Origin of the sequence: Thioalkalivibrio sp. K90mix (assembly GCF_000025545.1) — a bacterium.
Lineage (GTDB): Bacteria > Pseudomonadota > Gammaproteobacteria > Ectothiorhodospirales > Ectothiorhodospiraceae > Thioalkalivibrio.
The window spans coordinates 903951-930663 of sequence record NC_013889.1; the positions used below are offsets into that span (position 1 = coordinate 903951).

Consider the following 26713-nt stretch of genomic DNA (forward strand, 5'->3'; position numbering starts at 1 on the left):
CGAGCCGGTCAGGCGGCTCAGGGGCGGGGCAGGTTCTCGCGCTGGCGCCGTTCCCACAGGGTCTTGCGGCTGATACCCAGGGCACGGGCGAGCTCGGTCTCGGTCATCTGATCCTGATTCTGCTGCACGAAGCGGCGGAAGTAGTCATTGAGGCTCGATCCTTCAGGGGGCGTGTCGCCATTGCCCGCAGCCGGGGCCAGCCCCAGGTGGTCCGGTTCGATCCGGCCGTCCGGGCTCAGCACCCAGCCGCGCTCCAGGGCATTGGCCAGTTCGCGCACGTTGCCTGGCCAGTCGTGGGTCTCGAGGGATTTCTGCGCGGCTGGGGTAAGTTCGGCGGGTGGTCCGCCGTTCCCTGCCAGATCGGCGAGGAAATGCCGGGCCAGTGCCGGGATATCCTCGCGCCGCTCGCGCAGCGGCGGGATCGACAGCTCCAGTACGCGCAAGCGGTAGTACAGGTCGGCACGAAAGGCCTGCTCGCCGATCATCGCCTCCAGGTCGCGATGCGTGGCCGCCAGCAGGCGGACATCGACCTTCAGGTTTTCGTTGGCGCCCACCGGGCGGATCTCGCCGTCCTGCAGCACGCGCAGCAGCCGCGCCTGCGCGGCCGGGGCCAGTTCGCCGATCTCGTCCAGGAACAGCGTGCCGCCGTGAGCGGCCTGGATCAGGCCGGTGCGCGCCTTGACGGCGCCGGTATAGGCGCCTTGGGCATGGCCGAACAGCTCGGCCTCGACCAGACCTTCGGGGATGGTTGCGCAGTTGACCGCAATAAACGGCCCGGTTGCGCGCGAGCTGAGCCGATGCAGGGCCCGTGCCGCCAGCTCCTTGCCGGTGCCCGACTCGCCACGCAGCAGTACGGTGGACTGGGTGGTCGCGACCCGGTGGATCTGATCGCGCAGGCGCTGCATGGCCACGCTGTCGCCTATCAGGCCCAGGCCATCAGCGTCGGGATCGCGGTCGTTCCCCGCCGTTGTTGCGGCGGGGGTCCCGGCCCGCAGTGCGGCGCGAAGAGTGAGCAACAGGGCATCGTGATCGAATGGCTTGGCGATATAGTCAGCCGCGCCTTCCTTCATCGCGGTGACGGCCGATGGGACCGAGGCGTAACTGGTCATGATCACGGTGGGCGTATGACCGGCCTCGGCCAGTAGTTCGATGCCCTCGCCGTCGGGCAGGCGCAGATCCACCAGCATCAGATCCGGCAATTCCTCCCGCAGGGCGGCACGGGCGCTGGCGAGGTCTTCGGCCAGACGTACCTGGAAACCGTGATGCTCCAGGAACCGGCGCACGGCACGGCGGATCGGGGCTTCGTCGTCAACCAGAAGGATGCGCGTCATGCGTGGTCGCCATCGGGTTTGTGTCGCGGCAGGATCAGGATAAAGCGCGCCCCGCCCTCCGGGCGGTTCGCGGCCATCAGGGTACCACCGTGGTCGCGCACAATGCTGTAGGCCACTGGCAGACCGAGTCCGGTGCCGTGGCCCGCGGGCTTGGTGGTAAAGAACGGCTCGAACAGCCGCTCCAGGCTGGATTCCTCGATCCCTGGCCCGCGGTCGTCGATGATCAGGTGGATATTGCGACCGCGAGCGCTCGCGCTGATCGATACCGTCGCATTCTCGGGCGAGGCCTGTTCGGCGTTGGTCAGCAGGTTGATGAATACCTGCAGCAGGGTCGCGTGCGAGCCGCGCAGGTAGTGGCCTTCGAGGCCGTCCAGATCAAAGCGCAGGTCCTTGCGTCCGGCCAGGCGGGTGAGGCGGATCGCCTCTTGGACGATGGCATCCAGCGCGATGGTCTCGAAATGCCCGGCGGAGGGACCCTCGTCGGCATGGGCGAAGGTGACCAGTGACTGCACGATGGCGTTGATCCGGCGTGTCTGCGCGAGGATGTCCTCGGCGGTGCCCCTCACCTCCTCGGGGTCTTGCTCCAGTGGGAGGTTTTGCGCCAGCGAGGCGATGCCGGTCAGGGGGTTGCCGATCTCGTGTGCGACCCCGGCCGCGAAGCGTCCGATCGAGGCGAGGCGGTCGCCGTGGGCGATCTCGGATTCCAGCTGGGCGCGTTCGGTGATGTCCTCGATCAGGACGATGCGGCCCTCCAGCCGGCCATGTTCGTCCTGGAGTGCGGATTTGTGGAGATTCAGCCGACGGTTGCCATCGGGCAGGTCGACATTGAGTTTGTACCACTGGCGATCCGGGCTTTCGATAAAGGCGGTCAGCAGCCCCGCCCAGGGGCTTTCGAGCTGCTGCAGATTGCATCCGACGGCCTGTTCGGTGCTGATCGCGGTGAGTTTGGCCAGGGCCTGGTTCCAGCCGGTGATCTCGCCGGTGGTGCCAAGGCTTGCGACCCCCAGCGGCAGTTCGTGCAGGATTTGCCGGTGGAAGCGGCGCAGGGCGTCCAGCTCGGCCGCCAGACCCGACAGGGGCAGGGCTCGGGTCTCGAGCTGCTCCTCCACCCGGCGCAGGCTTTCGCTCAGGGTGTGGCGCCCGGCGGCGTCGAGACGCAGGTGCTGGTCCACAATCATGCGGGCGAGCACCGGGCCCAGCAGGCCTGACAGGTTGCGCTCGATGCGCTCGCGCAGTGTGCGCAGGTCGCCGCGCGAGCGGGTGTGGCGCGGCAGGCCGAGGTCGTCTAGTGCACGCTGGACCTCGTGACGGGCGGCGCTGGCACCGAGCGTGGCGGCCAGTGCGGTCTCCATCTCGGTGACATCGCCGGCCAGCGGCAGGCCGCCGCCGGTCCCGGCCGATTCGTTGGGGCAGCAGGCGCGCCCGGCCTCGGTCTCCTCGCGGTTGGGGCGGGTCAGCAGTGATCCGAGCACAAACAGCACGGCATTGATGCCAAGGCTGCACATCAGGGCAAAGGTCCATGGGTCCAGGGCCTCGGCCCGAAGCATTGCCTGTGGGTCCGGGTAGCCAGCAATGATCCCTGCCTTGGCCATCAGCGGCAGCACCAGCGTCAACAGCCAGCCGGTGATGCCCGCGCCCAGCCCCAGCAGGAAGCCGACGCGGTTGGCCTGTTTCCACAGCATCAGCCCGATCAGCCCCGGCAGCAGCTGGGCCACGGCCGCGAACGAAATCAGGCCCAGCTGGGCCAGGCCCTCGACCACCTGCAGCAAGCCGTAGAACGCATAACCCAGACCGATGATGAACACGATCCACAGGCGGCGCCCCCACAGGAGCCGGGAATAGAGGTTGGCGGCGGCGCTGTCCTCGTCGTGCAGGCGCGTCAGTGGCGAGAGGTAGTTGGTCCCCATGTGGGCCAGGGCCAGCGTGGTCACGATCATCATCGCGCTGGCGGCGGAGAGCCCGCCAATGAACACCAGCAGGGCCAGCGACGGCGAGTCGAGCATACCGGCGATACCGATCGCGTAGTAGTTGGTGTCGATGCCGAGGCCCGCCGCCTCGCCGGCCCAGTAGAGCACCGGCATCGGCAGGTTCAGCAAGAGCAGGAAGGCGGGAAAGGCCCAGGCGGCCCGGTTGAGCGCCGCCGGGTTGATGTTCTCGGTAAAGAGCATGTGGAACTGGCGCGGCAGCAGGAAGGCGGCGGCAAACGCCAGGATCATCATCGCGAACCAGCCGCCCTCGCGCACCGGCGCATACAGCGCATCCACGGCCTCTGGGTTCTCGGTCAGCCAGGTGTCCAGGCCGGAGAACCCGCCGAAGACTGCGTAAAGAGCGACTGCAGTGATGCCGAGGATCGCCAGCAGCTTCACGATGGACTCGAACGCGATGGCCAGTACCAGTCCGGCGTGTTTCTCGCGCGGAGCGATATGGCGGGCACCGAACAGGATCGCGAACAACGCGATGGTGGCGCTGAAGGTCAGGGCCAGCAGGTGCGGCGGCGTCTCGGCCGTCAGCACGCCCGCGGATTCGGCGACCGCCTTGATCTGCAGTGCAATGTACGGGAGTACCCCGGACAGCATGAACAGCGCGACGATCGGCCCGGTCCAGCGGCTGCGATAGCGAAACGCAAACAGGTCCGCCAGCGAGGTGAGTTGCTGCTCGCGGGTCAGGCGCAGGATCGGGCGCAGCAGCCACGGGGTGGCGGCGAAGGCGAGCGTCACACCCAGGTAGATCGTCAGGTACAGGTAGCCATGGTCCGCGAGAAAGCCGAGGTTGCCGTAGAAGGTCCAGGATGTCGCATAGACGCCGAGCGACAGGCTGAACACCCAGCTATTAGCTGCGATACGCCCGATGCGCGGGACCCGGTCGGCCAGGAAGGCGATCCCGAAAAGCAGGGCCAGGTAGGCAACGCCGACTGCATAGATCAGGCCCAGGCTAAGGGTCACGGCGGCCTCCGGCAAAGGCGACGGCGACCAGGACGATGAATGCGGCCCAGCCGGCGAACGGCCACCACCAGGCCGGCGTCAGGTGCGCGACCCAGATCACCAGCGGGCTGAGGAACAGCAGTGCCCCAAGCAGGGCGATCAGGATCGCGCGTGAGGCACCCACTGTCAGCGCCTCCGGGGGGTGTGAAGCCGCGCGCCGCTGGTCACATGGGGTGGCGCGGTTGCTGTAATGGGGGCGGGCAGCATGGCGGCAGTCTACCCTGCGTGATCGCGGGTGGGCACTTCCGTGGCAAGTGGCAGGCGCGTGGCCAGAGGGTGTCCGGCCAGTTGATCCAGGGCCTCGGCCAGTTGTGTGGCCGGGTGGTCGGGTCGATCGCGATCGCTGGGCGGCAGTCCGATGCAGTCCAGAACGGAGGCGACCTGGGCACGGGCTTTGTCCTCGTGCAGTTCCTTGGCGCCCGTTGCCTTCGAAAGTTTGTGGCCGCGTCCGGCGACCACCACGGGGTGATGCGCGTAGCGCGGCAGGTGGGCGTCCAGAGAGCGGTAGAGCTGCATCTGACGCGGGGTCGACCCGAGGAGGTCGACCCCGCGCACGACGTCGGTTACGCCCAGTTCGATATCATCCACGACCGTGGCCAGCTGGTAGGCAAACAGGCCATCGGCGCGGCGGATCACGAAGTCGCTGCCCAGGGTCTCCAGGTCGAAGGCGACGGAGCCCAGGAAACGATCCTCCACGAGCCAGTGCGGCTGCAAGGCACGGGCGCGAATGGCGCGTGGTGGGCGCCCGGCGGGCGGGCCATGGCGGCAGGTGCCGGGGTAGATTGGGCCTTCCCAGCCCGGTTTGCCGTTATGGGCAAGGTCGCGCCGGGTGCAGGAACAGCCAAAGGCAAGGTCCCGCTCCAGCAAATGCTCGAGCGCGGCCTGGTATGTCGCGGTGCGATTGCTCTGGCGGGTGACCGGGCCGTCCCAGTACAGGGCGAAGGTCTCGAGTGCTGAAAGGATCGCGGATTCCGCCCCCGGCTGTACGCGCGGGCTGTCGACGTCGTCGATACGCAGATGCCAGCGGCCATGGTGGCTGCGGGCATCCAGCCACGAGATGACGGCGGCGAACAGGGAACCCGCATGCAGCGGGCCGGAGGGGGTGGGGGCAAAGCGCCCCACATAGGGGGTGCCTTGATTCGGGCTGGCGGTCGTCATGGCACCGCCATCCTGCCGCCGGATGACCTGCTAGGGAGACGCTGATTGAATCGCACGTCCGCGTTGGTGCCCCCTGTTTTCCGAGACAAGGCGCGTCGTGTAGCGGGTAGTGGTTCTACCCGCAAGCGGCGCAACGCAGGATCGGGGAACAGGGGGCACCAACCCCACAAGCCATTGAAAGCAGGGGCTCGGCCGCTTTTGCGCGGGAACTGCGTTGCGGTTCCCTTGTGCAGAATGACTGCACGGCAGTCACCGCGCCTTGTTCCCACGCAAAAGCGACTCGAGCGCGGACGTGCGATTAAATCAGCGTCTCCCTAGGCCATCTGCTTTTCCTTGATTTCCGCCAGCTGCTTGCAGTCGATGCACATCGTGGCGGTCGGGCGTGCCTCGAGGCGGCGGATGCCGATCTCGACGCCGCAGGTCTCGCAGTAGCCGTAGTCCCCGGTGTCAATCTTGCGCAGCGCCTCGTCGATCTTCTTCGACAGCTTGCGCTCGCGATCGCGGGCACGCAGTTCCAGGCCGAACTCTTCTTCCTGGGTGGCGCGGTCGGCCGGGTCCGCGAAATTCGCGGCGTCCTGGCGCATGTGGCCCACGGTACGATCGACCTCTTCGGCCAGCTCCTGGCGCCATGCCCGCAGCAGGCTGCGGAAATGATCGAGCTGTTCCGGATTCATGTACTCTTCGCCGGACTTCGGCTCGTAGGGCGCGATACCTCCGGCAACCATGTGCTTGGTGGAGGGTTGGTCCTGTTTCTTGTCGGCAGCCATGCGGGCATTCTCCGGCTGGAAAAATGAGGCGCACTTAGTACCAGAGACGGTGCGGGCGGGCAAGTCCCGTGCCAGGGTTTTTGTGTGTGTCCAAGCGTGAATGCCCATTTATCAGACTGATATCAAAGGAACTCGGATGCAGGAACTGAAGGCCTTGATCTTCGATGTCGACGGCACACTGGCCGATACCGAGCGTGACGGCCACCGCGTGGCCTTCAACAAGGCGTTTGCCGAGGCCGGGCTGGACTGGGAGTGGAGCGTCGAGCGCTACGGACAGCTGCTGCGCGTCACGGGTGGCAAGGAACGCATCCGCCAGTACCTCTCGGAGGAGCACCCGGAGATCCTGGCCGAGCCCGGCATCGATCAGCGCATCCGCGATCTGCATGCGGCCAAGACACGGCACTACGTGGCGCTACTGGAGACGGGTGCGATACCGCTGCGTCCAGGCGTCGAGCGCCTGCTCGACGAAGCGGCGGCCACGGGCCTGCGCCTGGCGATTGCCACCACCACGACACCCGAGAACGTCACTGCGCTGCTGGTGGCGACGCTGGGCGAAGAGGGCCCGTACCGATTCGAGGTGATCTCGGCTGGTGACGTCGTCCCGGAGAAGAAACCCGCCCCGGATATCTTCCAGCACGCGATGGAGGCGATGAATCTCGGTCCCGAGGAGTGCCTGGCCCTTGAGGACTCGGACAACGGCGTACGCTCGGCGCGGGGCGCGGGCCTGAAGGTCGTGGTGACCACGAACGACTACACCCGCCGGCAGGATTTTGCCGGTGCGCTGGCGGTACTCGACGGGTTCGGCGAGCCAGATCAGCCCGCAACCGTTCTGGAGGGTCCGGCGTTGCCGGGGTCTTGCGTGGACGTGACGGCCTTGCGCGCGTGGTGGGCGGCGGCCTGAGGGGCTGCCAACACCGTATCCGTGCTGATGGGCGGCTCAATGACCTGGAATCCCCGGAACCCGCCGGCCGCATGACGAGTCCACCGACTTGTACGGACGCAACAGGAGTTCGCGGGATGAGCAAGACGATATTGATGGTGGTGACCAGTCACGGCGAGATCGGCGATGGCCACGCGACGGGCGTGTGGTTCGACGAGTTCTCGGTGCCGTATGACCGCTTCCGCAAGGCCGGTTTCGAGATCAAGGTGGCCAGCCCCAGGGGCGGGCCCGTGCCGCTGGACCCCAAGAGCCTGGAGTCGAATCATCCCGGCCCGGCCGCGGTCGCCGCGCAGGAGGCCCTGGACGACACGATCCATCTCGATGAAGGCATGCACCATGATGCGTACGCGGCGATCTTCTTCCCCGGCGGGCACGGGACGATGTTCGATCTCCCGGAAAACCCGCATGTGCAGCGCCTGGTGGCCGAGTTTCTGGAAAACGACAAGGTCGTGGGCGCGGTGTGTCACGGGCCGGCCTGCCTGGTCGGCGCGATGCTGAAGGACGGCAGCCCGGCGGTGAAGGGTCGTAAGGTGGCCGCGTTCACCAATAGTGAGGAGAAGGCGGTACAGCTCGACCAGGCCGTGCCGTTTCTGCTTCAGGACCGCCTGGCCGAACTGGGCGGGGAGGTCGAGACTGCCGAGGACTGGGCCGACCATGTCGTGGTCGATGGCAAGCTGGTGACGGGGCAGAACCCGCAGTCCAGCAAGAGCGTGGCCGACGCGATCGTGCGCCTTCTGCGCGAAGCCGGCTGACTGGGTGCCGACGACAGGCGACCGGGGTCTTCTGGGCCCCGGTTTTTTTGCTGAATGCGTGAACGAGGTTCAAATCTTGGTTCCAATTCGGTAGGCTGCGCCGATGGGTACCGAGAACCGAAAGCAGCGCGAGCGCGAGGCGCGTGAGACCCTCTTTGTCGAAAAGGCCCACGAGCTGATCCGCTCGGAGGGCCTTCTGGCGTTGCAGATGTCGCGTCTGGCGGCCGCGTGCGAGTACGCGACCGGCACGCTGTACCAGCATTTCAACTCCAAGGAGGACCTGCTGGCGGCCGTCGCCACCCGGACGACGCGCCAGCGTGCCGAGGTTTTTCGGCGGATTCCGCGGCTGCCTTTGGGAACGCGTTCACGAATGCTGGCCATGGTGCTGGCCGATATCGATTTCGCGCAGGTGAATCCGGATTACTATCGCCTGACTCAGTTCGTGACGACAGAGGTGGTCTGGGCGAGTACGTCGGAGGCGCGCCGGGAGGAGTTGCTGGAGGCCGCGCAGCCCATAAGCGAGGCGGTGACCGTGATTGTTTCCGAGGCTCGGGCCAACCAGGACCTTCCATTGGCCCAGGAACTGGGCGAGGAAGAGATGGGGCTGGGCCCGTGGGCGCTCAATACCGGAATGCAGACTCTTGCCAATGCCCAGGGGTTGCTGGATGCCTACGACATCCACCGCCCGTATGAACACTTGATTCGCCACACCCATGCACTGCTGACCGGCTGGCGCTGGGAACCGCGGATCGATCCGGACGAACCCTCGGTCGTGCGCGCCGAGACGGAGCGGGTGCGCGCGGTCCTGCGCGAGCACATTCCCGAGGCAACTTCATGAGCAAGCGATTCTTTCTGATGCTGCTGGGCGTAGCCCTGGTCCTGGGTGGCATCTTCGGTTTCAAGGCCTTCGTGGATCAGCAGATCGCGGAGTTCTTTGACGAAATGCCGGAGCCGACCGCGACCATCAATGCGGCGACCGTGAAAACCGATCGCTGGGCCCCGCAGCTGCGCGCGGTGGGGGATCTGGAGGCGGTGCAGGGCGCCACGCTGAGTTTCGAGGCGCAGGGCATTGTCGATCGCATCCACTTCGCCAACGGGGCCTTCGCCGAGGCGGGCGAGACGCTGGTCGAGCTCGACACCGAGCTGGACGAGGCGGAGCTGGAAAGCCTGCGCGCCGAGGCGCAGTTGTCCGCACGCGAGCTGGAACGGGCGCGGGGCCTGGTGCAGCGCAACGATATCTCCGACTCGGAGTTCCAGCGCCGTGCCACCGAGGCGCAACAGGCGCAGGCGGCGGTCAATGCGCAGGAGGCGCGGATTCGTCAGAAGCGTCTGCGGGCGCCCTTTGACGGGCAACTGGGTATTCGCCAGGTGAACGAGGGCCAGTTTGTCGGCCCGGGCGACCCGATCGTGGTGCTGGAGTCCCTGGACCCACTTTATGTGAACTTCACGCTGCCCGAACGCCGGCTGGCGAATGTCGAACTGGGGCAGTCGGTCGAGGTCACCGTCGATGCCTATGGCGAGACCTTCGAGGGGCAGATTACCGCGATCGAGCCACGTGTCCGAGCTGCTTCAAGGATGTTCCGCGTGCAGGCAATGATCACCAACGAGGACCATCGCCTGCGCCCCGGCCAGTTCGCCCGGGTCACGCTGCAGCGTGGCGAGCCGGAGGAAGGCCTGGTCGTCCCGCAGACGGCGGTTCGCTTTGCGCCCTGGGGCAACTCGGTGTTCGTGATCTACGAGGACGATGACGGCGACAAGCGCGTGGAACAGCGCCTGGTGGAGATCGGCGAACGGCGCGGTGACCTGGTGCGCATCGTAGATGGTCTGGAAGAGGGTGACGAGATCGCCGTCAGCGGGCTGCTGAAGCTGCAGAACGATACCCCCGTGAAGATCACGGAGGATGCCCAGCCGGATGCCGAACGCGATCCGCGGCCGGCGAATCGCTGAGCGAGCCCGCGACGATGCGCTTTACCGATGTCTTTATCCAGAAGCCCGTGCTGGCCACTGTGGTCAGCCTGTTCATCCTGCTGTTCGGGGTGCGCGCGGTATTCGACCTGAACGTGCGCCAGTTCCCCGAGGTGCAGAACGCCGTCGTCACGGTCAGCACCGCCTATATCGGAGCAGATGCGGACCTGGTGCAGGGATTCATTACCACGCCGATGGAGCGCGAGATCGCCGAGGCAGAGGGGATCGACTACATCGTCTCCAACAGCCTGCCGGGGATGAGCACGGTGCAGGCGTTCCTGGAGCTCGATTACGACCCGAACCAGGCCCTGACACAGATCTCCGCCCAGGTGGACAAGATTCGCAGCGACCTGCCGTCCGAGGCGGAGGATCCGGTGGTGGATCTCTCCGTGGGTCAGGACGTGGCGGCAATGTACATGTCGTTCTATTCCGAGCGGCTCTCCAACAACCAGACCACCGACTACCTGATCCGAGAGGTGCAGCCCGAGCTGGCGACCGTCAACGGTGTGCAGCGGGCCGAAATCCTCGGTGACCAGAGCTTTGCGATGCGCGCTTGGCTGGATGCCGACCGCATGGCGGCCTATGGCGTGACCGGACGCGACGTGCGCTCCGCACTGGAGGGCAACAACGTCCTCTCCGCGGTGGGGCAGACCAAGGGCTCGATGGTGAGCCTGGATCTGACTGCGGATACCGATCTGCAGACCCCGGAGGCCTTCGAGGAGCTGATCCTGTTCGAGCAGGATGGCGACCTGGTGCGCCTGGGCGACATTGCCGAGGTGGAGCTGGGGTCAGAGAACTACGATACCTCGGTGCGCTTCAACGGTCAGGCGGCGACCTTCATCGGCATCGAGCTGGCGCCGGATGCCAATGCTCTGGAAGTGATCGCGGATGTACGCGAGATCTTCGAGCAGCGCATCGAGCCGCGCTTGCCCTCGGGGCTGGAGGGCGAGATCGTTTATGACTCCACCGAGTACATCGAGAGCGCGATCGACGAGGTACTGACGACCATCGTGCTGGCGCTGCTGATCGTACTGGTGGTGATCTATCTGTTGCTGGGGTCGTGGCGCAGCGTGTTGATCCCGGCGGTGGCGGTGCCGCTGTCCCTGATCGGGACCTTCATGCTGATGCTGTTGATGGGGTTCTCGCTGAACCTGCTGACGCTGCTGGCGATGGTGCTGGCGATCGGCATCGTGGTCGATGACGCGATCATCATGCTGGAGAACATCTCGCGGCATATCGAGGAGGGCATGTCGCGTATGGATGCGGCGATCCAGGGGGCGCGCGAACTCGCCTGGCCGATTGTCGCGATGTCGACCACGCTGGTGGCGGTCTTCCTGCCGCTGGGGTTCATCGGCGGCCTGACCGGCACGCTCTTCATCGAGTTCGCATTTACCCTCGCGGCGACGGTCGTGATCTCGGGGATTGTCGCGATCACGCTCTCGCCAATGATGTGTTCGAAGATCCTGCGCGATGGTTCGGTCGAGCGACGCGGGCGCATCGAGTCGTGGCTGGACGCTCGCTTCGACAGCCTGCGCGAGCGCTATCGCCGACGCCTGCACGGGGCACTGAATGACCGCTTCACGGTCGCCGTATTCGGTGCCATCGTGCTGGTTTCCTGTTACTTCCTGTTTGTGACCTCCCAGACGGAGCTGGAGCCCCAGGAGGACCAGGGCTTCGCCTTCTCGATCATGGAAGGCGATGCCTACATGGGGATCGACTATCTGGAGCGCAACACCGCGCTGACGGACGGCTTCTTCGACCGCATCCCCGAGCTCGACAATATCTTTATCGTGAACGGCTTTGGCGGCGGGCCCGGCATGGCCGGGGCGACCAACCAGGCCCTGGGCGGTTTTGTGATGGCGCCCTGGGATCAGCGTGAACGAACGACTGCCAAGATCCTGGAAGAGGACCTTCAGCCGGCGCTGGAAGGGTTGCCAGGGCTGGAGGTGTTCGCGATCCAGCCTCCCCAGCTGCCGACCCCGGGGCAGGGCGCGCCGGTGAGTGTCGTGTTCGGCTCGACCAGCTCGTTCGAGGAACTGAACGAACTGAGCCAGGAGATCAAGGATCGTGCGATGGCCACGGGTCGGTTCATCTTTCTGGATACCGATCTCAACTTCGACCAGCCACGGGTGGATCTGAAGATCGACCGCGAGCGTGCCTCGCAGCTCGGGATCGACATGGCGACGCTGAATGCCGACCTGGCGACGTATCTGTCCGGCGGGTTCGCCGGGCGGTTTGCGATGGAGAACCGCAGTTATCGCGTCATCCCGCAGGTTCAGCGCTCCGATCGTCTGACGCCGGAGCAACTCGAAGAGCTGTACACGCGCACCGCGGACGGCGAGCCGGTGCCGCTGTCCAGTATCGTGACGCTGGAGGAGACCGTCACGCCGCGCCAGCTCAACCGCTTCCAGCAGCTGAATGCAGTGACGCTGCAGGGGGTGCCGCGCCCGGGCGTGACGCTAGGCGAGGCCCTGGACATCATCGACCGGATTGCTGCCGAGGTGCTGCCGCCGGATGTGAACGTGGACTATGCCGGCGAGTCGCGCCAGTTGAAGGCCGAGGGCGGGGATCTGGTCGTCACGTTCTTCTTCGCGCTGGTGGTGATCTTCCTGGTGCTGGCCGCGCAGTTCGAGTCGTTCCGTGACCCGTTGATCATTCTGACCACGGTGCCGATGTCGATTGCCGGTGCCCTGATCTTCATCAGCCTGGGCGTGACCTCCCTGAACATCTATACACAGGTGGGTCTGCTGACCCTGATCGGGCTAATCGCCAAGCACGGCATCCTGATCGTGGAGTTCGCGAACCAGTTGCAGCGTCAGGGGCGCCCCTTGCGCGATGCGATCGAGGAGGCGGCCAGCCTGCGTCTGCGGCCCATCCTGATGACGACCACGGCCACCGTGGTGGCGATGGTGCCGCTGCTGATGGCCACCGGTGCCGGGGCGGGTTCGCGCTTCGCGATGGGCCTGGTGATTGCTGCGGGCATGGCGATCGGCACGTTGTTCACGCTGTTCGTGGTTCCGGCCATCTACACCTATGTCGCGCGCGATCACTACGCCGACACGCTGGAGGCGCAGGAGCCCGACGCAGGTCCCGCCTGACCTTCGCTGCGGTCCCCCCGCATCGGGGGCAAGGGCTCCGATCACGGTGTGGCCTAAAAGGCATGCATTGACTGCGGTCATGGACTACAATCAGCGACCGCATTCCCGGCTGAGGCTGCCGGGCAGGCGCCGGGCGCTGATGCGAACAGAACCCCCATGCCGCTGCGCGGAACTCTGCGGAGCGGCCCTTCTATAAACGAAAGTCTATTGGTCGTATCTAGATTATTTATTTGTTATTAGCAGTGCGCCTTCCTAATCTAGGCGACCGTCACGATTAACCAACGCGTAGGAGAAAGCCACATGGCCGCCAAGAAGTACTCCGCGGGCGTCAAGGATTACCGCGAAACCTACTGGATGCCGGAATACATGCCGCTGGATACCGATCTGCTGGCATGTTTCAAGATCACCCCGCAGCCGGGCATCGACCGCGAAGAAGCCGCGGCCGCTGTGGCCGCCGAGTCCTCCACCGGTACCTGGACCACGGTGTGGACCGACCTCCTGACGGACATGGACTACTACAAGGGCCGTGCCTACTCCATCGAGGACGTGCCGGGTGACGACGAGTCCTTCTACGCGTTCATCGCCTACCCGATCGACCTGTTCGAAGAAGGCTCGATGGTGAACGTGTTCACCTCGCTGGTCGGTAACGTGTTCGGCTTCAAGGCCATCCGTGCCCTGCGTCTGGAAGACGTGCGCTTCCCGATGGCCTACGTGAAGACCTGCGGTGGCCCGCCTTCCGGTATCCAGGTCGAGCGCGACAAGCTGAACAAGTACGGCCGTCCGATGCTGGGTTGCACCATCAAGCCGAAGCTGGGTCTGTCCGCGAAGAACTACGGCCGTGCCGTGTACGAGTGCCTGCGTGGCGGCCTCGACTTCACCAAGGACGACGAGAACATCAACTCGCAGCCGTTCATGCGCTGGCGTGATCGCTTCGAGTTCGTGCAGGAAGCGACCGAAAAGGCCGAAGCCGAAACCGGCGAGCGCAAGGGTCACTACCTGAACGTTACCGCGCCGACCCCGGAAGAGATGTACAAGCGTGCCGAGTTCGCCAAGGAAATTGGTGCGCCGATCATCATGCACGACTACATCACTGGCGGCTTCTGTGCCAACACGGGTCTGGCCAACTGGTGCCGCGACAACGGCGTGCTGCTGCACATTCACCGTGCGATGCACGCGGTGCTCGACCGTCATCCGAAGCACGGTATCCACTTCCGTGTGCTGGCGAAGATTCTGCGCCTGTCCGGTGGTGACCACCTGCACACCGGCACCGTGGTCGGCAAGCTGGAAGGCGACCGTGCCGCGACCCTGGGCTGGATCGACCTGCTGCGTGAATCCTTCATTCCGGAAGACCGCTCGCGCGGCATCTTCTTCGATCAGGATTGGGGTTCCATGCCGGGCGTGTTTGCCGTGGCCTCTGGTGGTATCCACGTCTGGCACATGCCGGCCCTGGTCTCCATCTTCGGCGACGACTCCGTGCTCCAGTTCGGCGGCGGTACGCTGGGCCATCCGTGGGGCAACGCCCCGGGTGCGGCAGCCAACCGTGTGGCGCTGGAAGCCTGTGTCCAGGCGCGTAACGAAGGTCGGGACATCGAGAAGGAAGGCAAGGACATCCTGACTCAGGCGGCGCAGCACAGCCCCGAACTGAAGATCGCCATGGAAACGTGGAAAGAGATCAAGTTCGAGTTCGACACCGTCGACAAGCTGGATACCCAGCACAAGTGATCGTCCGAGCACGGGCGGCGCTAGGGCGCCGTTCGTGCCCAGAAAGAACCAGAGCACAGGATTACCGACATGTCTGATATCCAGAACTTCAAGCAGTCGCAGAAGTACGAGACCTTCTCCTATCTGCCGGAGATGAATGCCGACCAGGTGCGCAAGCAGATCGAATACTGCCTCGCGCAGGGCTGGAACCCGGCGATCGAGTACAGCGAAAAAGAAAACGCCATGGCCCACTACTGGTACATGTGGAAGCTGCCGTTCTTCGGCGAGCAGTCCGTCGAGGCGGTGCTGCAGGAGATCGAAGAATGCCGTCGTGCCAACCCGGGCATGATGGTGCGCTTCATTGCGTACGATAACTACGCCCAGAGTCAGGGCATGGCCTTCGTGGTCGACCGCGGTCGCTAGGACCCCGGTTCGGTGGAGGCCGGGTGTCTGTGGCACCCGGCCCGTCCATCAAGCGTTATTACCGTTGCTGCCGCCAACTGTAAGGAAGTGCCATGAGTAATCCGACATCCGCGTCTGAAGGTCTCTCGGGTCGAGAACTCGCCCGGGAACGGCGCAAGGCCATGTCTCATAATGGCAAGGCTGCCGTGAAGCCGACCGGCCAAACCAAGGGAACGTCGCGTTCTGCCGCGGCCGCGCAAAAGGCGCGCCAGGCTCAGCGTGTTTCCGAACCGGCCCCCCAGGCGCGGGAGCCGGAGTCGCACTCTAGCGAATCTCAGCCGTCGACCTCGTTCGAGGTCGGCAGCAGCGCACCTGCGCGCCGCCCGGAACCGGGCGCCCACGCCGGTGCCTCGAACGGCCGCCAGGCCGCTCTTGAGCGCCGCCAGAAGATGGCGCGCCAGGGCAAGAAGGCCGTCGGTCGTTCCAATACCCGTGCGCGGGCCCTGGGCGGGTTGGCCCGTGGAGGTTCCGACCGCTCGCGTCAGCTCGAAGCGTTGTCGCAGAACCAGGGTATGGAGATCGACTGTTCCAACATGAGCGGGCGCGAAATCTGCCGCCTGCGCCGTCAGGCACTGGCGACCGACGGCAAAAAGGCCATGGCCGCCGAGCCGCGCCGTGAAGACCTGCTGAAAGGCGAGGGTTCCTTCGCGCCGTCCGCGCAGGAAGAGAAAAAGGGCTGTGGTTGTGGTTGCAAGGACGAGACGTCCGGGCGCGACGACACCTATAGCGCGGCCAGCGCCGAGAGCGACACCGTCGTGGAAAGCGGCCTCGACCAGCTGTGCGACAAGGTCGAGTCCGGTGGCGAGTCCGCGGGTCCGCATCCGATGATCTCCGAGGTCCGCGCGATCTGCATGGCCCGCCGCGAGGCGATGGCTCAGAACGGCAAGCGTGCGACCAAGCGCCGCTTCAACGGCTCCAAGGGTCGCGGTGCCATGCCGCAGGAAGGCTCGTGGAAGGCCGCGAAGCGCAAGGGTATGTCCACTCGCGAGGTGGCACGCCAGCGTCGTGAAGAGCTGTGCACCATCGGGCGAGGTTCGTCCGATCCGGGTCGCCCCTGTGGTCGTCCCCGTGGTCAGACGAGCGAAGCACCGCCGAAGGTAGAAGAGGGCACCACCCTCGCCGGTGGCCACATCAGCGGCACGCAGGTCGAGGCGACGCGCAGCGTCACCGGCGCCGAAGCGGGCAGCTGCTCGAATATTACCGGGACCGAGTACCTGGGTCTCGAGCACTACGAGCGCTACTGCCATGTGCGCCCGAGTGCCAATCCGGCCAAGGTGGGACACTCCCATACCAGCCGCGGCCAGGAAGTCAGCGGTACCGAGGTCGGGCGCTCTGTGCGCGTGACCGGGGACGAATCTGGGTCCTGCGAGGCGATCACCGGTACCGAGTACCTGAGCAGCGAGCAGTACGAAGGCTTCTGCGGGACGGGCGCGCCGTCAAGCAAGCCCCGGACCAGCGTAATGGTGACGCGCCACGGCGAGGGTGTCTCCGGCACCAGTGTCGGCCGTAGCCCGCGTGTCACCGGGGACGAATCGGGCTCCTGCCGAGACATCACCGGCACCGAGTACCTGAACACGCAGGCAAGCGAGGTTCCGTGCAACACGGGAAAGTCCAACGGAGCGCCGATGAAGGTCGGCGTCATGCATACGCTTCGCGGTCGTGAACTGACCGGGACCGAAGTCGGGCGCTCCTCGCGAGTCACGGGTGATGAATACGGCAGCTGCAAGCCGGTCACCGGGACCGAATACATTGGTACGGAACAGTTCAAGGGCATGTGCGGTACCCGCCCGGAGCCGACGCCGGCCAAGGTGCAGGAGCTGCACACGATGGAAGACCAGAGCGTAACGGGTACGGCTGTGGGCCGAAGCCCGAAGGTGACCGGCGACGAATCCGGCTCTTGCCGCCCGCTGACCGGGACGCCGTACTACAACCAGGCCGACTTCGGTGATGTGTGTGATCGCCCGGCGGCTGGTGGTGTGCCCAAGGTGGGGGTGATGCATACCCTTCGGGGCCGTGAAGTGTCTGGCACTCAGGTAGACCACTCGATCCATGTAACGGGTGATGAGTACGGCGGTTGCAAGCCGATCACCGGTACGGAATATGCCGGCTCCGAGCACTACGACGCCTTTTGCGGCGGCCGTCGTCCGGAAGCCGCACCGGAGAAGGTGACGGTGGGTCGGACGTGGAACCAGCAGATGGTGTCCGGGACGGCAGTTGGGCGCTCAGCCCGCGTGACCGGGGACGAATACGGGGCCTGCAAGCCCGTGAGCGGCACCGCGTACATTGGACCGGATCAGTACGAGACATTCTGCGACACGTCCGACAGTCAGGCGGCGGAAGTCCGCGTAGCCGAACGGCATTCGACGCCCGCGCATGAGGTGTCGGGCTCCCAGCCGGGCTACGACGAGCGGGTAACCGGTACCGAGCGTGGAGCGTGCCAGGATGTTTCCGGGGCCCCGTATGTCGGTGCCAACGAGTTTGTTCAGACCTGCGCCAGTGTGGCCGGGAGGCTGCATCCGCGTCTGCGTCCGGACGGTATGCAGGGTCCGGCACCCGCGCAGCCGGCAGCCCCGGCCCGCCCGATGCCCAACGCGGGGTTCAGTGTCAATACGCCCGCACGGAGTGCGGCGGAGCGCCGCGAACGTATCACTGGAACCGCTTATGGCAGCAGCAGCAGCCTGACCGGTTCGATCAACAAGGCGATGGGTCTGGTATCTGGGACCGAGGAATTTCGCTACAACCGTGGCCAGCAGGAAGTAGCGGCGGCACCGGTGGAAGAAGGCCAAAAGGTCGGTGCCGAGCGGGTGACGGTCAACGGCAGCAGTAACGGCGTCTCCATCACGGGAGATGACTGGCAACGGGGTGACCGTGTGACCGGGACCGAAGGGTTCTCGACGCGCCGCAATGCGACGCAAAAGGGCAACCCGCGGGGCGAAGGCCGGAGCGCCTATGCCAATCGCGAGCTGGAACGCAAGGAAGTGCCGATGAGCAAGATCACCGGTTCCTCCGGGAACAGTGGCAGCGGTTCGCTGGTGACCTTGTCCGGCGGTGCCCGCGGCTAAGCGGCGAATAAGGAGGCAATACGACCACGATGGTGCGCCGAGGCCGCCGCAAGACTTCGCCCTTTGGCACGCGTTACGCGACGCCACGGGGAAGTGCCGTCCGGTCGCCGGTAGCACAAGGTGCCACTTCGGTGGCTGCGCAACCTTTGGTGAGCGCGGTGCCGCCGAAGGCGCAGGCGCCGCTGGATGTGCCTTCTGTGTTGAAGCCCGGGCATCCCCTGGCGGATGTTGCCGACAACGAACGGCTGTATGCGTTTGAAAGCGGCTTTCGCGATCGGTTCGCGAATCTGGTGCCGGTACTGAAAGAGGTCCATGCGCTGCAACACGAGCGGGACTTCGAGGAAAAGGCGCAACGGATTGTGGAGGATAACCTCGGCTATCGGTTGCCGGAACGCGTCCTGGAGGATGCGTGGATCAATGATCTGGACACGCGCGAACTGTACCTGCACGGGACGTTCGAGCTGTTCGATCAGCTGGTCAATGAATACTGGGCGGGTCGGGATGACCTGGTGGACGAGGCGGAACGCGCGATCGCGTATTTCCTCGACTGCGACTTCCACGAAGTGGACATCTCGCCCTGTTCGGATGGACGGCTGTTGAGCCTGCGGCGTTTTATCCTGCGCCTGCCGGATCTGGCGGTTCGAGTGAAGAGTTATGCCGGGGCGCAGTTCGACATCGAAGAGGATGTCCGCCACTGGACGAAACGCGAGCTGTTGCGCTTTCGTGAAGGACGGCCGACCACGGCGGATGTGCCGAGTCGCTACCTGAAGATCGCGGCGTATCACTACAGCAGTGCGGACCCGCATCACCAGGGGTGTGCGGCGCACGGCAACAGCGAACGGGATGCGGCGGATGCCGCGCTGCGGCAGCTGCGGGCGTTTCGTCAGGCGATCGAGAATACCTACTGTTGTGGGGCCTCGGTCGACACGCTGCTGATTGGCGTGGACACGGATACGGATGCCGTGAAGATCCATATCCCCGACGCCGATACGCGGATGAGTCTGTACCGCTTCGTGGATAGCGCGAAGGTGTATCGGGAGACGCAGGAGCTGGACGGCCGTGAGGCGGAATTGCGCGTGTATCAGTCGATCCAGGACGCGATCCACCAGCAGGGCTGGGGACACGGCAACGGGGCGCCGCACGAGGGGATGCTTCGGCTGATCTCGCGGCTGCTGCTGAACAATATTTCGCAGCTCGATTACGTGGCGCGCTACCACAACGGGCATTACGCCGATGTGGGGCACCGCGAGCGGGTGATCATCGTCGGCCAGGAAGTCGAGGAGATGCAGGTACGCAATTTTGCCTACTTCGCGCACCTGGAAACGATGGAAGAAGGCGCCCACGGGATGGACGTGGGGGTGAACAAGATTTTTCGGCAGCTGAATGTCGAGCGGGGCCTGCCGGTACCGGTGGTGATCCATTACCGCTACGACCGCAAGGTGCCGGGGTCGCGCGAGCGGGTTGAAGCCCGTTGCCGGCGGATTCGCGACCAGATCATGGCGCGCTACCGCGAACTGGCCGAAAAAGGCCTGATCGGGTGCCACATGGTGATTCGCGACAAGCGCAGCGGCAGCCAGTTGGAACCGCTCGCCGGTTGAGCTAACGGGACACGGAATGAAGATCTGCAAGGTAGAGAAGACGCTGGTTTCGACCAACCGGATCCGGGATCTGGGTCACCGTCCCTTGCTGGTGGTCCAGGAGAAGGCCGGCGGGCCGCGCACGGTCGCGGTGGACGCGGTCGGTTGTGTCCCCGGGGACTGGGTGATCGTGGTCGGCTCGTCCGCGGCGCGCGAGGCGGCCGGCAGCAAGGAATACCCCAGTGACGCGACGATCGTAGGGATCATCGATTACTGGGAGGAGCAGTAGCTCCATGGAAATTATGCAGGTGCAGGACGAACTGGTGGTGACCCGTCGGGTGGACGGCCTCCAGACCATGTCACTGCGCGTGCTGGTGGATCAAAAGGGTGCGCTCAGCGTCGCCGTGGATCCAGTGGGTGCACACCCGGGCAACTGGGTGTTCACGATCTCTGGATCGGCCGCGCGCTACGCGCTCGATGACCCCAAGGTGACAACCGATCTGACGATCGGCGGCATCATCGACCACTGGGACGATGGTGGCAGGAAGGCGGAAGGGTCGACGAACAAGGCTGGACAAGACCAGACCGATGCACAGCGCTCTGCTAGTGCCCACAAGGCGGCTTGAGCGTCATTTTAATTGGAAAAACTGTAACTCCAGGAGAAAGAGAAATGGCAACTGAACGTTTTGGTGTGGCGCTGGGCATGATCGAGACCCGTGGTCTGGTGCCGGCGATTGAAGCCGCTGACGCGATGACCAAGGCCTCGGAAGTGCGCCTGATCGGTCGTCAGTTCGTCGGTGGCGGTTACGTGACCGTTCTGGTGCGTGGCGAGACCGGTGCCGTGAACGCTGCCGTGCGTGCCGGTGCGGATTCCTGCGAGCGTGTGGGCGACGGCCTGGTGGCTGCGCACATCATTGCCCGCGTGCATTCCGAAGTGGAAAGCATCCTGCCCGAGCAGGTTGAAAAGTAATTCATCAGTAACGCTTGATAGGAGTTGAGTAATGGCTAGCGAAAACTTTGGTGTGGCCCTCGGCATGATCGAGACCCGTGGTCTGGTGCCGGCGATTGAAGCCGCTGACGCGATGACCAAGGCCTCGGAAGTGCGCCTGATCGGTCGTCAGTTCGTCGGTGGCGGTTACGTGACCGTTCTGGTGCGTGGCGAGACCGGCGCCGTGAACGCTGCGGTGCGTGCCGGTGCGGATTCCTGCGAGCGTGTGGGTGACGGCCTGGTGGCTGCGCACATCATCGCCCGTGTGCATTCCGAGGTGGAAAACATCCTCCCGGAAAAGCCGTAAGTCCCTACGGCGGATCAACGCCGCCGTGGCCGAGCGGCCCGGCGGCCCGTTTGTAAAAGAGGTTAGCAATGGCGAGCGAAATTTCTGGTGTGGCCCTCGGCATGATCGAGACCCGTGGTCTGGTGCCGGCAATTGAAGCGGCGGATGCGATGACCAAGGCCTCGGAAGTGCGCCTGATCGGTCGTCAGTTCGTCGGTGGTGGTTACGTGACCGTGCTGGTCCGTGGCGAGACCGGTGCCGTGAATGCGGCGGTGCGTGCCGGTGCGGATTCCTGCGAGCGTGTGGGTGACGGTCTGGTCGCTGCGCATATCATTGCCCGTGTCCACTCCGAAGTGGAAAGCATCCTGCCGAAGGCCCCGACCGCCGACGGCTCGGCCAGCTGAGGCAACCTCGATGGCGGATCCGCGGATCGTGGGTTACCTGAACCGTGCGGTGGCGCATGAGCTGTCCGCGGTTCAGCAGTATCTGGCCCAGGCGCGATTAACGGCGATGTGGGGCATGAGCGATGTCAGCGAATGCCTGCGTCGGGACGCCCAGGAGGAACTGGACCATGCGGATCGATTCATGACCCGCATGTTTCACTATGGGGTGGCCCCCAACGGGAGCCAGTTGGCACCCGTACGTCTGGGGCGCTCGATGGCCGAGTTGCTGGAGCGCAACCGCGAACTGGAGATGGACGCCGTGCGCCTGTATGACGAGGCGGCGGTGTACTGTCGGCGCGTGGGTGCCGCGGCGGACGCCGAGCTGTTCGAGAGCATCCTGGAGGATGAGCTTGAGCATGTACGGGAGATCGACGCACAGGATGCGGCCGTTCGTTAAGGACGCGCCCGTCCAACGTTCTGGAGTAGTACATGGCGGATAGCGATCTCGTGGTGCCGGCCGGCTGGGAGCCGGGCAAGGGCTCTTCGGCGACCATCAGCAAACAGTTCACCTTTGACCGTTACGGCATCACGCGCGAGTTTCTCGATCGTGTCGCCGAGTTGTCGGAGGAGGATGGCTATCATCCGAATATCAGTTTCGGTACGACGTATGTGAACATCACCATTGATGCGCGCGATGGCGACCGGATTGGCGAGGCGGATCAGCGTTTCGCGCAAGAGGTGGATCGGCTGGCCAGCGAAACGACTGGCTGATCGATCATCACGTCAGAGGCCACGGGACTGGCTCGGCCGGTTCCTGGCAACGGGAAACGCTGGTCGATGCACACACGCGCGTTGGTTCTCCGGATTTTTCGAGACAGGGCGTGTCTTGCAACGGGCAGTGGCTCTACAGGAGGCTGAGACGTGGGTTCCCGGGTATTCGCGGTAGTCAATCAGAAAGGGGGTACCGGCAAGACCACCCTCTCCATGAATCTCGCCGCCGGTCTGGCGCGTCGAGGACGCACCTTGGTGGTCGATGCGGATCCGCAGGGATCGGCCGGCCAATGGGCGCGGATGTCTTCGGAAGACCGTCCCTTTCCCGCCTCCGTGTTTTCCGTCGCGGGGCCGCTGGACCGCGAACTCAAGGCGCTGCGCAAGGACTACGATCACATCGTGGTCGACTGCCCGCCAACCCTGGAGGGTGGGGCGGTGACCGCTGCCCTCGCGGGTTCGGATGTCGTGTTGATCCCCGTTCTGCCATCCCCCGTGGATCTTTGGGGCAGCGTCCGGATGGGGCGCGGTCTGGAGGAGGCGCAGATGAAGAATCGTTCGCTGCGCCCCTATGTCGTGGTCAACCAGCTCGAGGTCCGCAGTGCGCTGTCGCGTGCGATGAAGCATGCACTGATGGAGATCGACATCCCCGCCCTGGAGCAGTCGCTCCGTCGGCGGGCCATCTACCGGCGCTCCGCGCTGGAAGGCTGTTCCGTGTACGACCTGGGCAAACCGGGCGAACCGGCGGCGGCCGAGATCGAAGCCATCATCGAGGAGGTGTCGCAATGAGCAATCTGCAAGACAAGCTGGCGGCCGGAGTGCGCAGCGCCCGGGAAGACCAGAACAAGGACAACAACGCCGCGGCGGCCAGCGCGCCGAAGAAAGACACCAGCACGACCCCCGCGAGCGCACAAACGCATCAGGCGGCCAGCACCAAGGCAGCCGCAACGAAAAAGGCGGCGACGCCCAAAAGCACGGGACGCAAGACGGCGACCCGCAAGGCGTCGACGGCCAAGCGCAAGGCACCGGCCAGGAAGCCGGTCGCACAGTCTGCACGCAAGGCGTCGGGCACCAAGGCGGCGGCCACGAAGTCCAGCGGCGCCAGCCGCGGCGGCCGCACCATCGCCGAGCTCGATCCGGGCAAGGCGAAGGCGACGGCCGACGAGCCGTGGAAGAACCTGCACCCGAATCGTATCTGGCCGGACTGAGCCGGGGCGTTTCGGGGCCGGGGCTGGGCGGGATGGAGACCATCCCGTCCCCCGGCCTTTTTTGATTGAGGAGTCTGGGCAATGCAAGACGATCTGCGCGATCACCTGATCACGGAAGAGCCGTATTACCAGCCGGTCGCGGACGAGATCGAGCTGTACGAGGCGGCGTATTCGGTGCGCATGCCGATGATGCTGAAAGGCCCGACGGGCTGCGGGAAGACCCGCTTCGTCGAGCACATGGCCTGGAAGCTCGGCAAGCCGCTGATTACGGTCGCCTGTAACGAGGACATGACGGCGTCCGATCTGGTCGGGCGTTATCTGCTCGATGCCGACGGCACGCGCTGGCAGGACGGTCCGCTGACCCTGGCCGCCCGCCACGGGGCGATCTGCTATCTCGACGAGATCGTCGAGGCCCGCCAGGACACCACGGTGGTGATCCACCCGCTGACGGACAATCGCCGCGTACTGCCGTTGGAGAAGAAGGGCGAGATGGTCCAGGCCCATCCGGACTTCCAGGTCGTTATTTCCTACAACCCGGGCTACCAGAGCCTGATGAAGGACCTGAAGCAGTCGACCAAGCAGCGCTTTGGCGCGCTGGATTTCGACTATCCGGATCACGAGACCGAGGCGAAGATCGTCGCTCACGAGGGCAAGGTCAACGAAGAGATGGCCGGCAAGCTGGTCAGCGTGGCCGAGCGCGCACGCAACCTGAAAGGCCATGGGCTGGACGAGGGCATCTCCACCCGTATGCTGGTCTACGCCGCCTCGCTGATCGCCAAGGGCGTGGAGCCGCTGGGCGCCTGCCGTATGGCCCTGGTGCGGCCGATCACCGACGATCCGGACATGCGCGACGCGCTGGATTCGGCCGTCACCACCTTCTTCTAGCGCACCGCGCGGCGTACCCGTACCGATGAGCGTTCATCTGGAGGACTACCAGGACCTCCTCGAAGATCTGGGGAACCACGCCGCCGAGGTGCTGGAGAGTTCCTGGCAGGAGGCCAGCCGTGCCTTCAGCGCCGGTGGTCTCAAGCGCTACTACCTTGAAGGGGCCCGGAGTCTTCAAGCCCTGGGACGCGGTTCGGAGATGGTCGTCGCCTTCGTGCAGGAGGCGCCGGCACTGGCCCAGGAACTGGGCGAGGATGCCGTTGCGGAGCTGCTCGGTTCCGCGATCAAGATGTACTCCAAGACCTCCGCGGCGGTCATTACCCTGGTGATCGAGACCAGCCCGGTTGCGGCCCAGCGGCTTGGCGACTATTCGCTGTTCGAAGGGTATCTGCGCCTGCTGGACAACCTGCTGGGGCAGGCGCCGCGTGGCGTGCGCCCGATGCTGGAGCACCTCGACGAGCTGCTAACCCACCTGACGCTGGGTGGGCTTCGGCGCTGGGCGACGTGGGGCGCACAGGCGCACCGCACGGACCTGGAGGCGCAGATTGCCTACTTCGGCCTGGAGTCGCCGGAGTCGCGCTCGGTGTTCCAGAAGGAGCGCCGCGGCACCCTGTTCGTGGACGTGCAGCGACGCATCAACCTCTATCTGCGCTCGCTGTGGGCGCGCGATTTTTTCATGCGCCCGACCAGTGGCGACTTCGAGTCGCGCGAGGGATATCGGCCCTACATCGAGGGCTTCACGATCTTCCTGCCGGACGCCTACGACGATGTCGAGGGTCTGACCGGTCTGGATCTCTATCGCGCGGCGGCCGCGCATGCGGCATCCCATGTGGTGCATACCCGCGAGATGCAGTCGGAGGAGGGGCCACGGGGCGTGGTTGGCATCCTGACCGAGCTGTTCGAGGATGCGCGCATCGAGGCCCTGGCGATCGCCGCGTTCCCGGGCCTGCGCCAGATCTGGGTGCCGCTGCATACCGCCACGGCGGAGGATGGAGAAACCCCGCAGGCATTGCTGGCGCGCACCGCGCGTGCCCTGCTCGATCCGGATTACTACGACCCCCATGCGTTTGTGCAGAAGGCCGTGAGTGCGTTTGCGGAACGGGTAGACGACCTCGAGGCCGCTGGATTGGCCCGCGAGCTGGCCGAAGCGCTGGCGCCCGAGTTCCCCGAGCAGGGCTACATGAATCCGGCCAAGGTCGCGCCGGACGTCCTCTATCGCGACGACAACCGCTATCTCTGGAACTTCGGCCGCGAAGAGGAAGCGGCGGAAGTCCTGGCCGCGCATGGCTCCGGGCAGGAGCGATTCTACGTCACCCCGATGCAGATGATTAACACCCTGGACGTGCCGAATGCCGGGGACGACGCCCAGCAGGTCATGGTGCTGGCGACCGAGTGGTTCCGCGACGGCGAAGAAGAAAGCATTAACCAGCAGGAGGGCAAGGAGCCGATCTCGCTGCCGTTCCACTATCACGAGTGGGACTATCAGATGCAGCTGGAACGTCCGCACTGGGTCACACTGCTGGAGCGGCGCCCGAGAAAGGGCGAAATCGAGGAGATCGAGGCGATCTACGACAAGCACAAGCCGCTGGTCTCGCGCCTGAAGTTCCTGATCGAGGCGATGCAGCCCCAGGGCGTGCAGCGCATGCGCAAGCAGCCGGAGGGCGACGAGCTGGACGTGAACGCGCTGGTCGAGGCCCAGATTGATGTCCGCATGCGGCGCCAGCCCGACGAACGCATCTATGTGCGCAATCTGCGCCATGTACGCGACCTGTCCGTACTGGTGCTGCTGGATCTGTCGGAGTCGACCAACGAGACGATCGGCGACGGCGAGACGACCGTGGTGCAACTGGCGCGCGAGGCGGCCACGCTGCTGTCCGGCGCGATCTCACGCATTGGCGACCCGTTCGCCATCCACGGCTTCGCCTCCGATGGGCGCCACGACGTCGAGTATTACCGCTTCAAGGATTTCGATGCCCCGTTCGACGACACCGCGAAGGCGCGTCTCGCCGGGATGAAAGGCCAGCTATCCACCCGCATGGGAGCGGCTATCCGCCATGCCGGCCAGTTGCTGCACAATCAGGGCACGGCGAAAAAGCTGCTGCTGATCATCACCGACGGCGAGCCGGCGGATACCGATGTGCGCGACCCGCAGTACCTGCGTCAGGATGCGAAGCGGGCGGTAGAGGAGGTCGGGCGCAAAGGCGTGTACACCTTCTGCATGAGTCTCGATCCGCAGGCGGATGAATACGTCGAGCGCATCTTCGGGGCCCAGCATTTCATGGTGCTGGACCAGATCGAGCGGCTGCCGGAAAAGCTGCCGATGCTGTACGCCGGTCTTACGCGGTAACCGGTTGCGACGCATGGCACAGTCCCCGACGCAGAAGGAGTCCGGTCTCCCCCA

At 65.1% G+C, this 26713-nt stretch carries 25 protein-coding genes; 20 read left to right on the forward strand and 5 right to left on the reverse strand.

What is annotated here, in order from left to right; all coding sequences use genetic code 11:
• Positions 1-17 precede the first annotated feature (17 nt).
• The 5 genes from TK90_RS04265 to dksA form a co-directional block, all read right to left on the reverse strand.
• Positions 18-1331, reverse strand: a complete 1314-nt coding sequence (locus tag TK90_RS04265; RefSeq protein ID WP_012982259.1) for a sigma-54 dependent transcriptional regulator — start codon at positions 1329-1331, stop codon at positions 18-20.
• A complete protein-coding gene (locus TK90_RS04270) occupies positions 1328-4273 on the reverse strand; it encodes a sensor histidine kinase (protein WP_012982260.1) in 2946 nt (981 codons plus the stop codon). Before TK90_RS04270 ends, TK90_RS04265 begins: the two co-directional genes overlap by 4 nt.
• A complete protein-coding gene (locus TK90_RS15230; protein WP_012982261.1) occupies positions 4263-4436 on the reverse strand; it encodes a hypothetical protein in 174 nt (57 codons plus the stop codon). Before TK90_RS15230 ends, TK90_RS04270 begins: the two co-directional genes overlap by 11 nt.
• Before the next feature lie 92 nt (positions 4437-4528).
• Positions 4529-5470, reverse strand: coding sequence for a tRNA glutamyl-Q(34) synthetase GluQRS (gene gluQRS, locus TK90_RS04275; RefSeq protein WP_012982262.1), 942 nt, complete (start codon positions 5468-5470; stop codon positions 4529-4531).
• Between the two features lie 314 nt (positions 5471-5784).
• The gene (dksA, locus tag TK90_RS04280) at positions 5785-6237 is read right to left on the reverse strand and encodes an RNA polymerase-binding protein DksA (protein WP_012982263.1); all 453 of its coding nucleotides are present in this window, start codon (positions 6235-6237) and stop codon (positions 5785-5787) included.
• A gap of 136 nt (positions 6238-6373) precedes the next feature.
• Between dksA and TK90_RS04285 the strand changes: the two genes are divergently transcribed.
• The 20 genes from TK90_RS04285 to TK90_RS04380 all read left to right on the forward strand — a co-directional run bounded on the left by TK90_RS04285 (position 6374) and on the right by TK90_RS04380 (position 26659).
• Positions 6374-7138: an HAD family hydrolase gene (locus TK90_RS04285; protein ID WP_012982264.1), complete on the forward strand. Its 765-nt coding sequence runs from the start codon at positions 6374-6376 to the stop codon at positions 7136-7138.
• A gap of 116 nt (positions 7139-7254) precedes the next feature.
• Positions 7255-7929, forward strand: coding sequence for a type 1 glutamine amidotransferase domain-containing protein (locus TK90_RS04290; protein ID WP_012982265.1), 675 nt, complete (start codon positions 7255-7257; stop codon positions 7927-7929).
• Positions 7930-8032: 103 nt separating this feature from the next.
• Positions 8033-8767 (forward strand): TetR/AcrR family transcriptional regulator, encoded by a 735-nt coding sequence (locus TK90_RS04295; RefSeq protein WP_012982266.1) that lies wholly within the window; start codon positions 8033-8035, stop codon positions 8765-8767.
• The gene (locus tag TK90_RS04300) at positions 8764-9876 is read left to right on the forward strand and encodes an efflux RND transporter periplasmic adaptor subunit (RefSeq protein WP_012982267.1); all 1113 of its coding nucleotides are present in this window, start codon (positions 8764-8766) and stop codon (positions 9874-9876) included. Before TK90_RS04295 ends, TK90_RS04300 begins: the two co-directional genes overlap by 4 nt.
• A 14-nt stretch (positions 9877-9890) precedes the next feature.
• Positions 9891-12992: an efflux RND transporter permease subunit gene (locus TK90_RS04305; RefSeq protein WP_012982268.1), complete on the forward strand. Its 3102-nt coding sequence runs from the start codon at positions 9891-9893 to the stop codon at positions 12990-12992.
• Between the two features lie 300 nt (positions 12993-13292).
• Complete coding sequence (locus TK90_RS04310; protein ID WP_012982269.1) at positions 13293-14714, forward strand: form I ribulose bisphosphate carboxylase large subunit; 1422 nt, start codon at positions 13293-13295, stop codon at positions 14712-14714.
• A 69-nt stretch (positions 14715-14783) separates the two neighbouring features.
• The gene (locus tag TK90_RS04315) at positions 14784-15116 is read left to right on the forward strand and encodes a ribulose bisphosphate carboxylase small subunit (RefSeq protein ID WP_012982270.1); all 333 of its coding nucleotides are present in this window, start codon (positions 14784-14786) and stop codon (positions 15114-15116) included.
• A gap of 161 nt (positions 15117-15277) precedes the next feature.
• Entirely contained in the window at positions 15278-18217 is a 2940-nt protein-coding gene (locus TK90_RS04320; RefSeq protein ID WP_041444186.1) for a CsoS2 family carboxysome shell protein, read from the forward strand.
• 182 nt (positions 18218-18399) lie between these two features.
• Entirely contained in the window at positions 18400-19815 is a 1416-nt protein-coding gene (locus TK90_RS04325) for a carboxysome shell carbonic anhydrase (protein WP_041444306.1), read from the forward strand.
• A 16-nt stretch (positions 19816-19831) separates the two neighbouring features.
• Positions 19832-20083: a carboxysome peptide A gene (locus TK90_RS04330; protein ID WP_012982273.1), complete on the forward strand. Its 252-nt coding sequence runs from the start codon at positions 19832-19834 to the stop codon at positions 20081-20083.
• Positions 20084-20087: 4 nt separating this feature from the next.
• On the forward strand, positions 20088-20420 hold the full coding sequence (locus tag TK90_RS04335; protein WP_012982274.1) for a carboxysome peptide B: 333 nt from the start codon (positions 20088-20090) through the stop codon (positions 20418-20420).
• A 44-nt stretch (positions 20421-20464) separates the two neighbouring features.
• Positions 20465-20764, forward strand: a complete 300-nt coding sequence (locus tag TK90_RS04340; protein WP_012982275.1) for a BMC domain-containing protein — start codon at positions 20465-20467, stop codon at positions 20762-20764.
• Positions 20765-20795: 31 nt separating this feature from the next.
• The gene (locus TK90_RS04345; protein ID WP_012982276.1) at positions 20796-21089 is read left to right on the forward strand and encodes a BMC domain-containing protein; all 294 of its coding nucleotides are present in this window, start codon (positions 20796-20798) and stop codon (positions 21087-21089) included.
• A 68-nt stretch (positions 21090-21157) separates the two neighbouring features.
• On the forward strand, positions 21158-21472 hold the full coding sequence (locus TK90_RS04350; RefSeq protein WP_012982277.1) for a BMC domain-containing protein: 315 nt from the start codon (positions 21158-21160) through the stop codon (positions 21470-21472).
• Between the two features lie 10 nt (positions 21473-21482).
• Positions 21483-21908 (forward strand): bacterioferritin, encoded by a 426-nt coding sequence (locus TK90_RS04355; RefSeq protein ID WP_012982278.1) that lies wholly within the window; start codon positions 21483-21485, stop codon positions 21906-21908.
• Between the two features lie 32 nt (positions 21909-21940).
• The gene (locus TK90_RS04360; protein ID WP_012982279.1) at positions 21941-22222 is read left to right on the forward strand and encodes a 4a-hydroxytetrahydrobiopterin dehydratase; all 282 of its coding nucleotides are present in this window, start codon (positions 21941-21943) and stop codon (positions 22220-22222) included.
• A 150-nt stretch (positions 22223-22372) separates the two neighbouring features.
• On the forward strand, positions 22373-23008 hold the full coding sequence (parA, locus tag TK90_RS04365; protein ID WP_012982280.1) for a ParA family partition ATPase: 636 nt from the start codon (positions 22373-22375) through the stop codon (positions 23006-23008).
• On the forward strand, positions 23005-23427 hold the full coding sequence (locus tag TK90_RS04370) for a hypothetical protein (protein ID WP_012982281.1): 423 nt from the start codon (positions 23005-23007) through the stop codon (positions 23425-23427). The genes parA and TK90_RS04370 overlap by 4 nt, the downstream gene beginning before the upstream one ends.
• An 81-nt stretch (positions 23428-23508) precedes the next feature.
• Positions 23509-24312: a CbbQ/NirQ/NorQ/GpvN family protein gene (locus TK90_RS04375; RefSeq protein ID WP_012982282.1), complete on the forward strand. Its 804-nt coding sequence runs from the start codon at positions 23509-23511 to the stop codon at positions 24310-24312.
• 25 nt (positions 24313-24337) lie between these two features.
• On the forward strand, positions 24338-26659 hold the full coding sequence (locus TK90_RS04380) for a nitric oxide reductase activation protein NorD (protein ID WP_012982283.1): 2322 nt from the start codon (positions 24338-24340) through the stop codon (positions 26657-26659).
• Positions 26660-26713 lie beyond the last annotated feature (54 nt).

What these genes read in the sequence shown, in the direction of transcription:
- TK90_RS04310 (WP_012982269.1), top strand. Translation starts at nt 13,293, where the DNA reads ATGGCCGCCAAGAAGTACTCCGCGGGCGTCAAGGATTACCGCGAAACC.
- TK90_RS04305 (WP_012982268.1), top strand. Translation starts at nt 9,891, where the DNA reads ATGCGCTTTACCGATGTCTTTATCCAGAAGCCCGTGCTGGCCACTGTG.
- TK90_RS04345 (WP_012982276.1), top strand. Translation starts at nt 20,796, where the DNA reads ATGGCTAGCGAAAACTTTGGTGTGGCCCTCGGCATGATCGAGACCCGT.
- TK90_RS04335 (WP_012982274.1), top strand. Translation starts at nt 20,088, where the DNA reads ATGGAAATTATGCAGGTGCAGGACGAACTGGTGGTGACCCGTCGGGTG.
- dksA (WP_012982263.1), bottom strand. Translation starts at nt 6,237, where the DNA reads ATGGCTGCCGACAAGAAACAGGACCAACCCTCCACCAAGCACATGGTT.
- TK90_RS04330 (WP_012982273.1), top strand. Translation starts at nt 19,832, where the DNA reads ATGAAGATCTGCAAGGTAGAGAAGACGCTGGTTTCGACCAACCGGATC.
- TK90_RS04320 (WP_041444186.1), top strand. Translation starts at nt 15,278, where the DNA reads ATGTCTCATAATGGCAAGGCTGCCGTGAAGCCGACCGGCCAAACCAAG.
- TK90_RS04265 (WP_012982259.1), bottom strand. Translation starts at nt 1,331, where the DNA reads ATGACGCGCATCCTTCTGGTTGACGACGAAGCCCCGATCCGCCGTGCC.
- TK90_RS04340 (WP_012982275.1), top strand. Translation starts at nt 20,465, where the DNA reads ATGGCAACTGAACGTTTTGGTGTGGCGCTGGGCATGATCGAGACCCGT.
- TK90_RS04380 (WP_012982283.1), top strand. Translation starts at nt 24,338, where the DNA reads ATGAGCGTTCATCTGGAGGACTACCAGGACCTCCTCGAAGATCTGGGG.
- TK90_RS04370 (WP_012982281.1), top strand. Translation starts at nt 23,005, where the DNA reads ATGAGCAATCTGCAAGACAAGCTGGCGGCCGGAGTGCGCAGCGCCCGG.
- gluQRS (WP_012982262.1), bottom strand. Translation starts at nt 5,470, where the DNA reads ATGACGACCGCCAGCCCGAATCAAGGCACCCCCTATGTGGGGCGCTTT.
- TK90_RS04295 (WP_012982266.1), top strand. Translation starts at nt 8,033, where the DNA reads ATGGGTACCGAGAACCGAAAGCAGCGCGAGCGCGAGGCGCGTGAGACC.
- TK90_RS04290 (WP_012982265.1), top strand. Translation starts at nt 7,255, where the DNA reads ATGAGCAAGACGATATTGATGGTGGTGACCAGTCACGGCGAGATCGGC.
- TK90_RS04350 (WP_012982277.1), top strand. Translation starts at nt 21,158, where the DNA reads ATGGCGAGCGAAATTTCTGGTGTGGCCCTCGGCATGATCGAGACCCGT.
- TK90_RS04360 (WP_012982279.1), top strand. Translation starts at nt 21,941, where the DNA reads ATGGCGGATAGCGATCTCGTGGTGCCGGCCGGCTGGGAGCCGGGCAAG.
- TK90_RS04285 (WP_012982264.1), top strand. Translation starts at nt 6,374, where the DNA reads ATGCAGGAACTGAAGGCCTTGATCTTCGATGTCGACGGCACACTGGCC.
- TK90_RS04375 (WP_012982282.1), top strand. Translation starts at nt 23,509, where the DNA reads ATGCAAGACGATCTGCGCGATCACCTGATCACGGAAGAGCCGTATTAC.
- TK90_RS04300 (WP_012982267.1), top strand. Translation starts at nt 8,764, where the DNA reads ATGAGCAAGCGATTCTTTCTGATGCTGCTGGGCGTAGCCCTGGTCCTG.
- TK90_RS04355 (WP_012982278.1), top strand. Translation starts at nt 21,483, where the DNA reads ATGGCGGATCCGCGGATCGTGGGTTACCTGAACCGTGCGGTGGCGCAT.
- TK90_RS04315 (WP_012982270.1), top strand. Translation starts at nt 14,784, where the DNA reads ATGTCTGATATCCAGAACTTCAAGCAGTCGCAGAAGTACGAGACCTTC.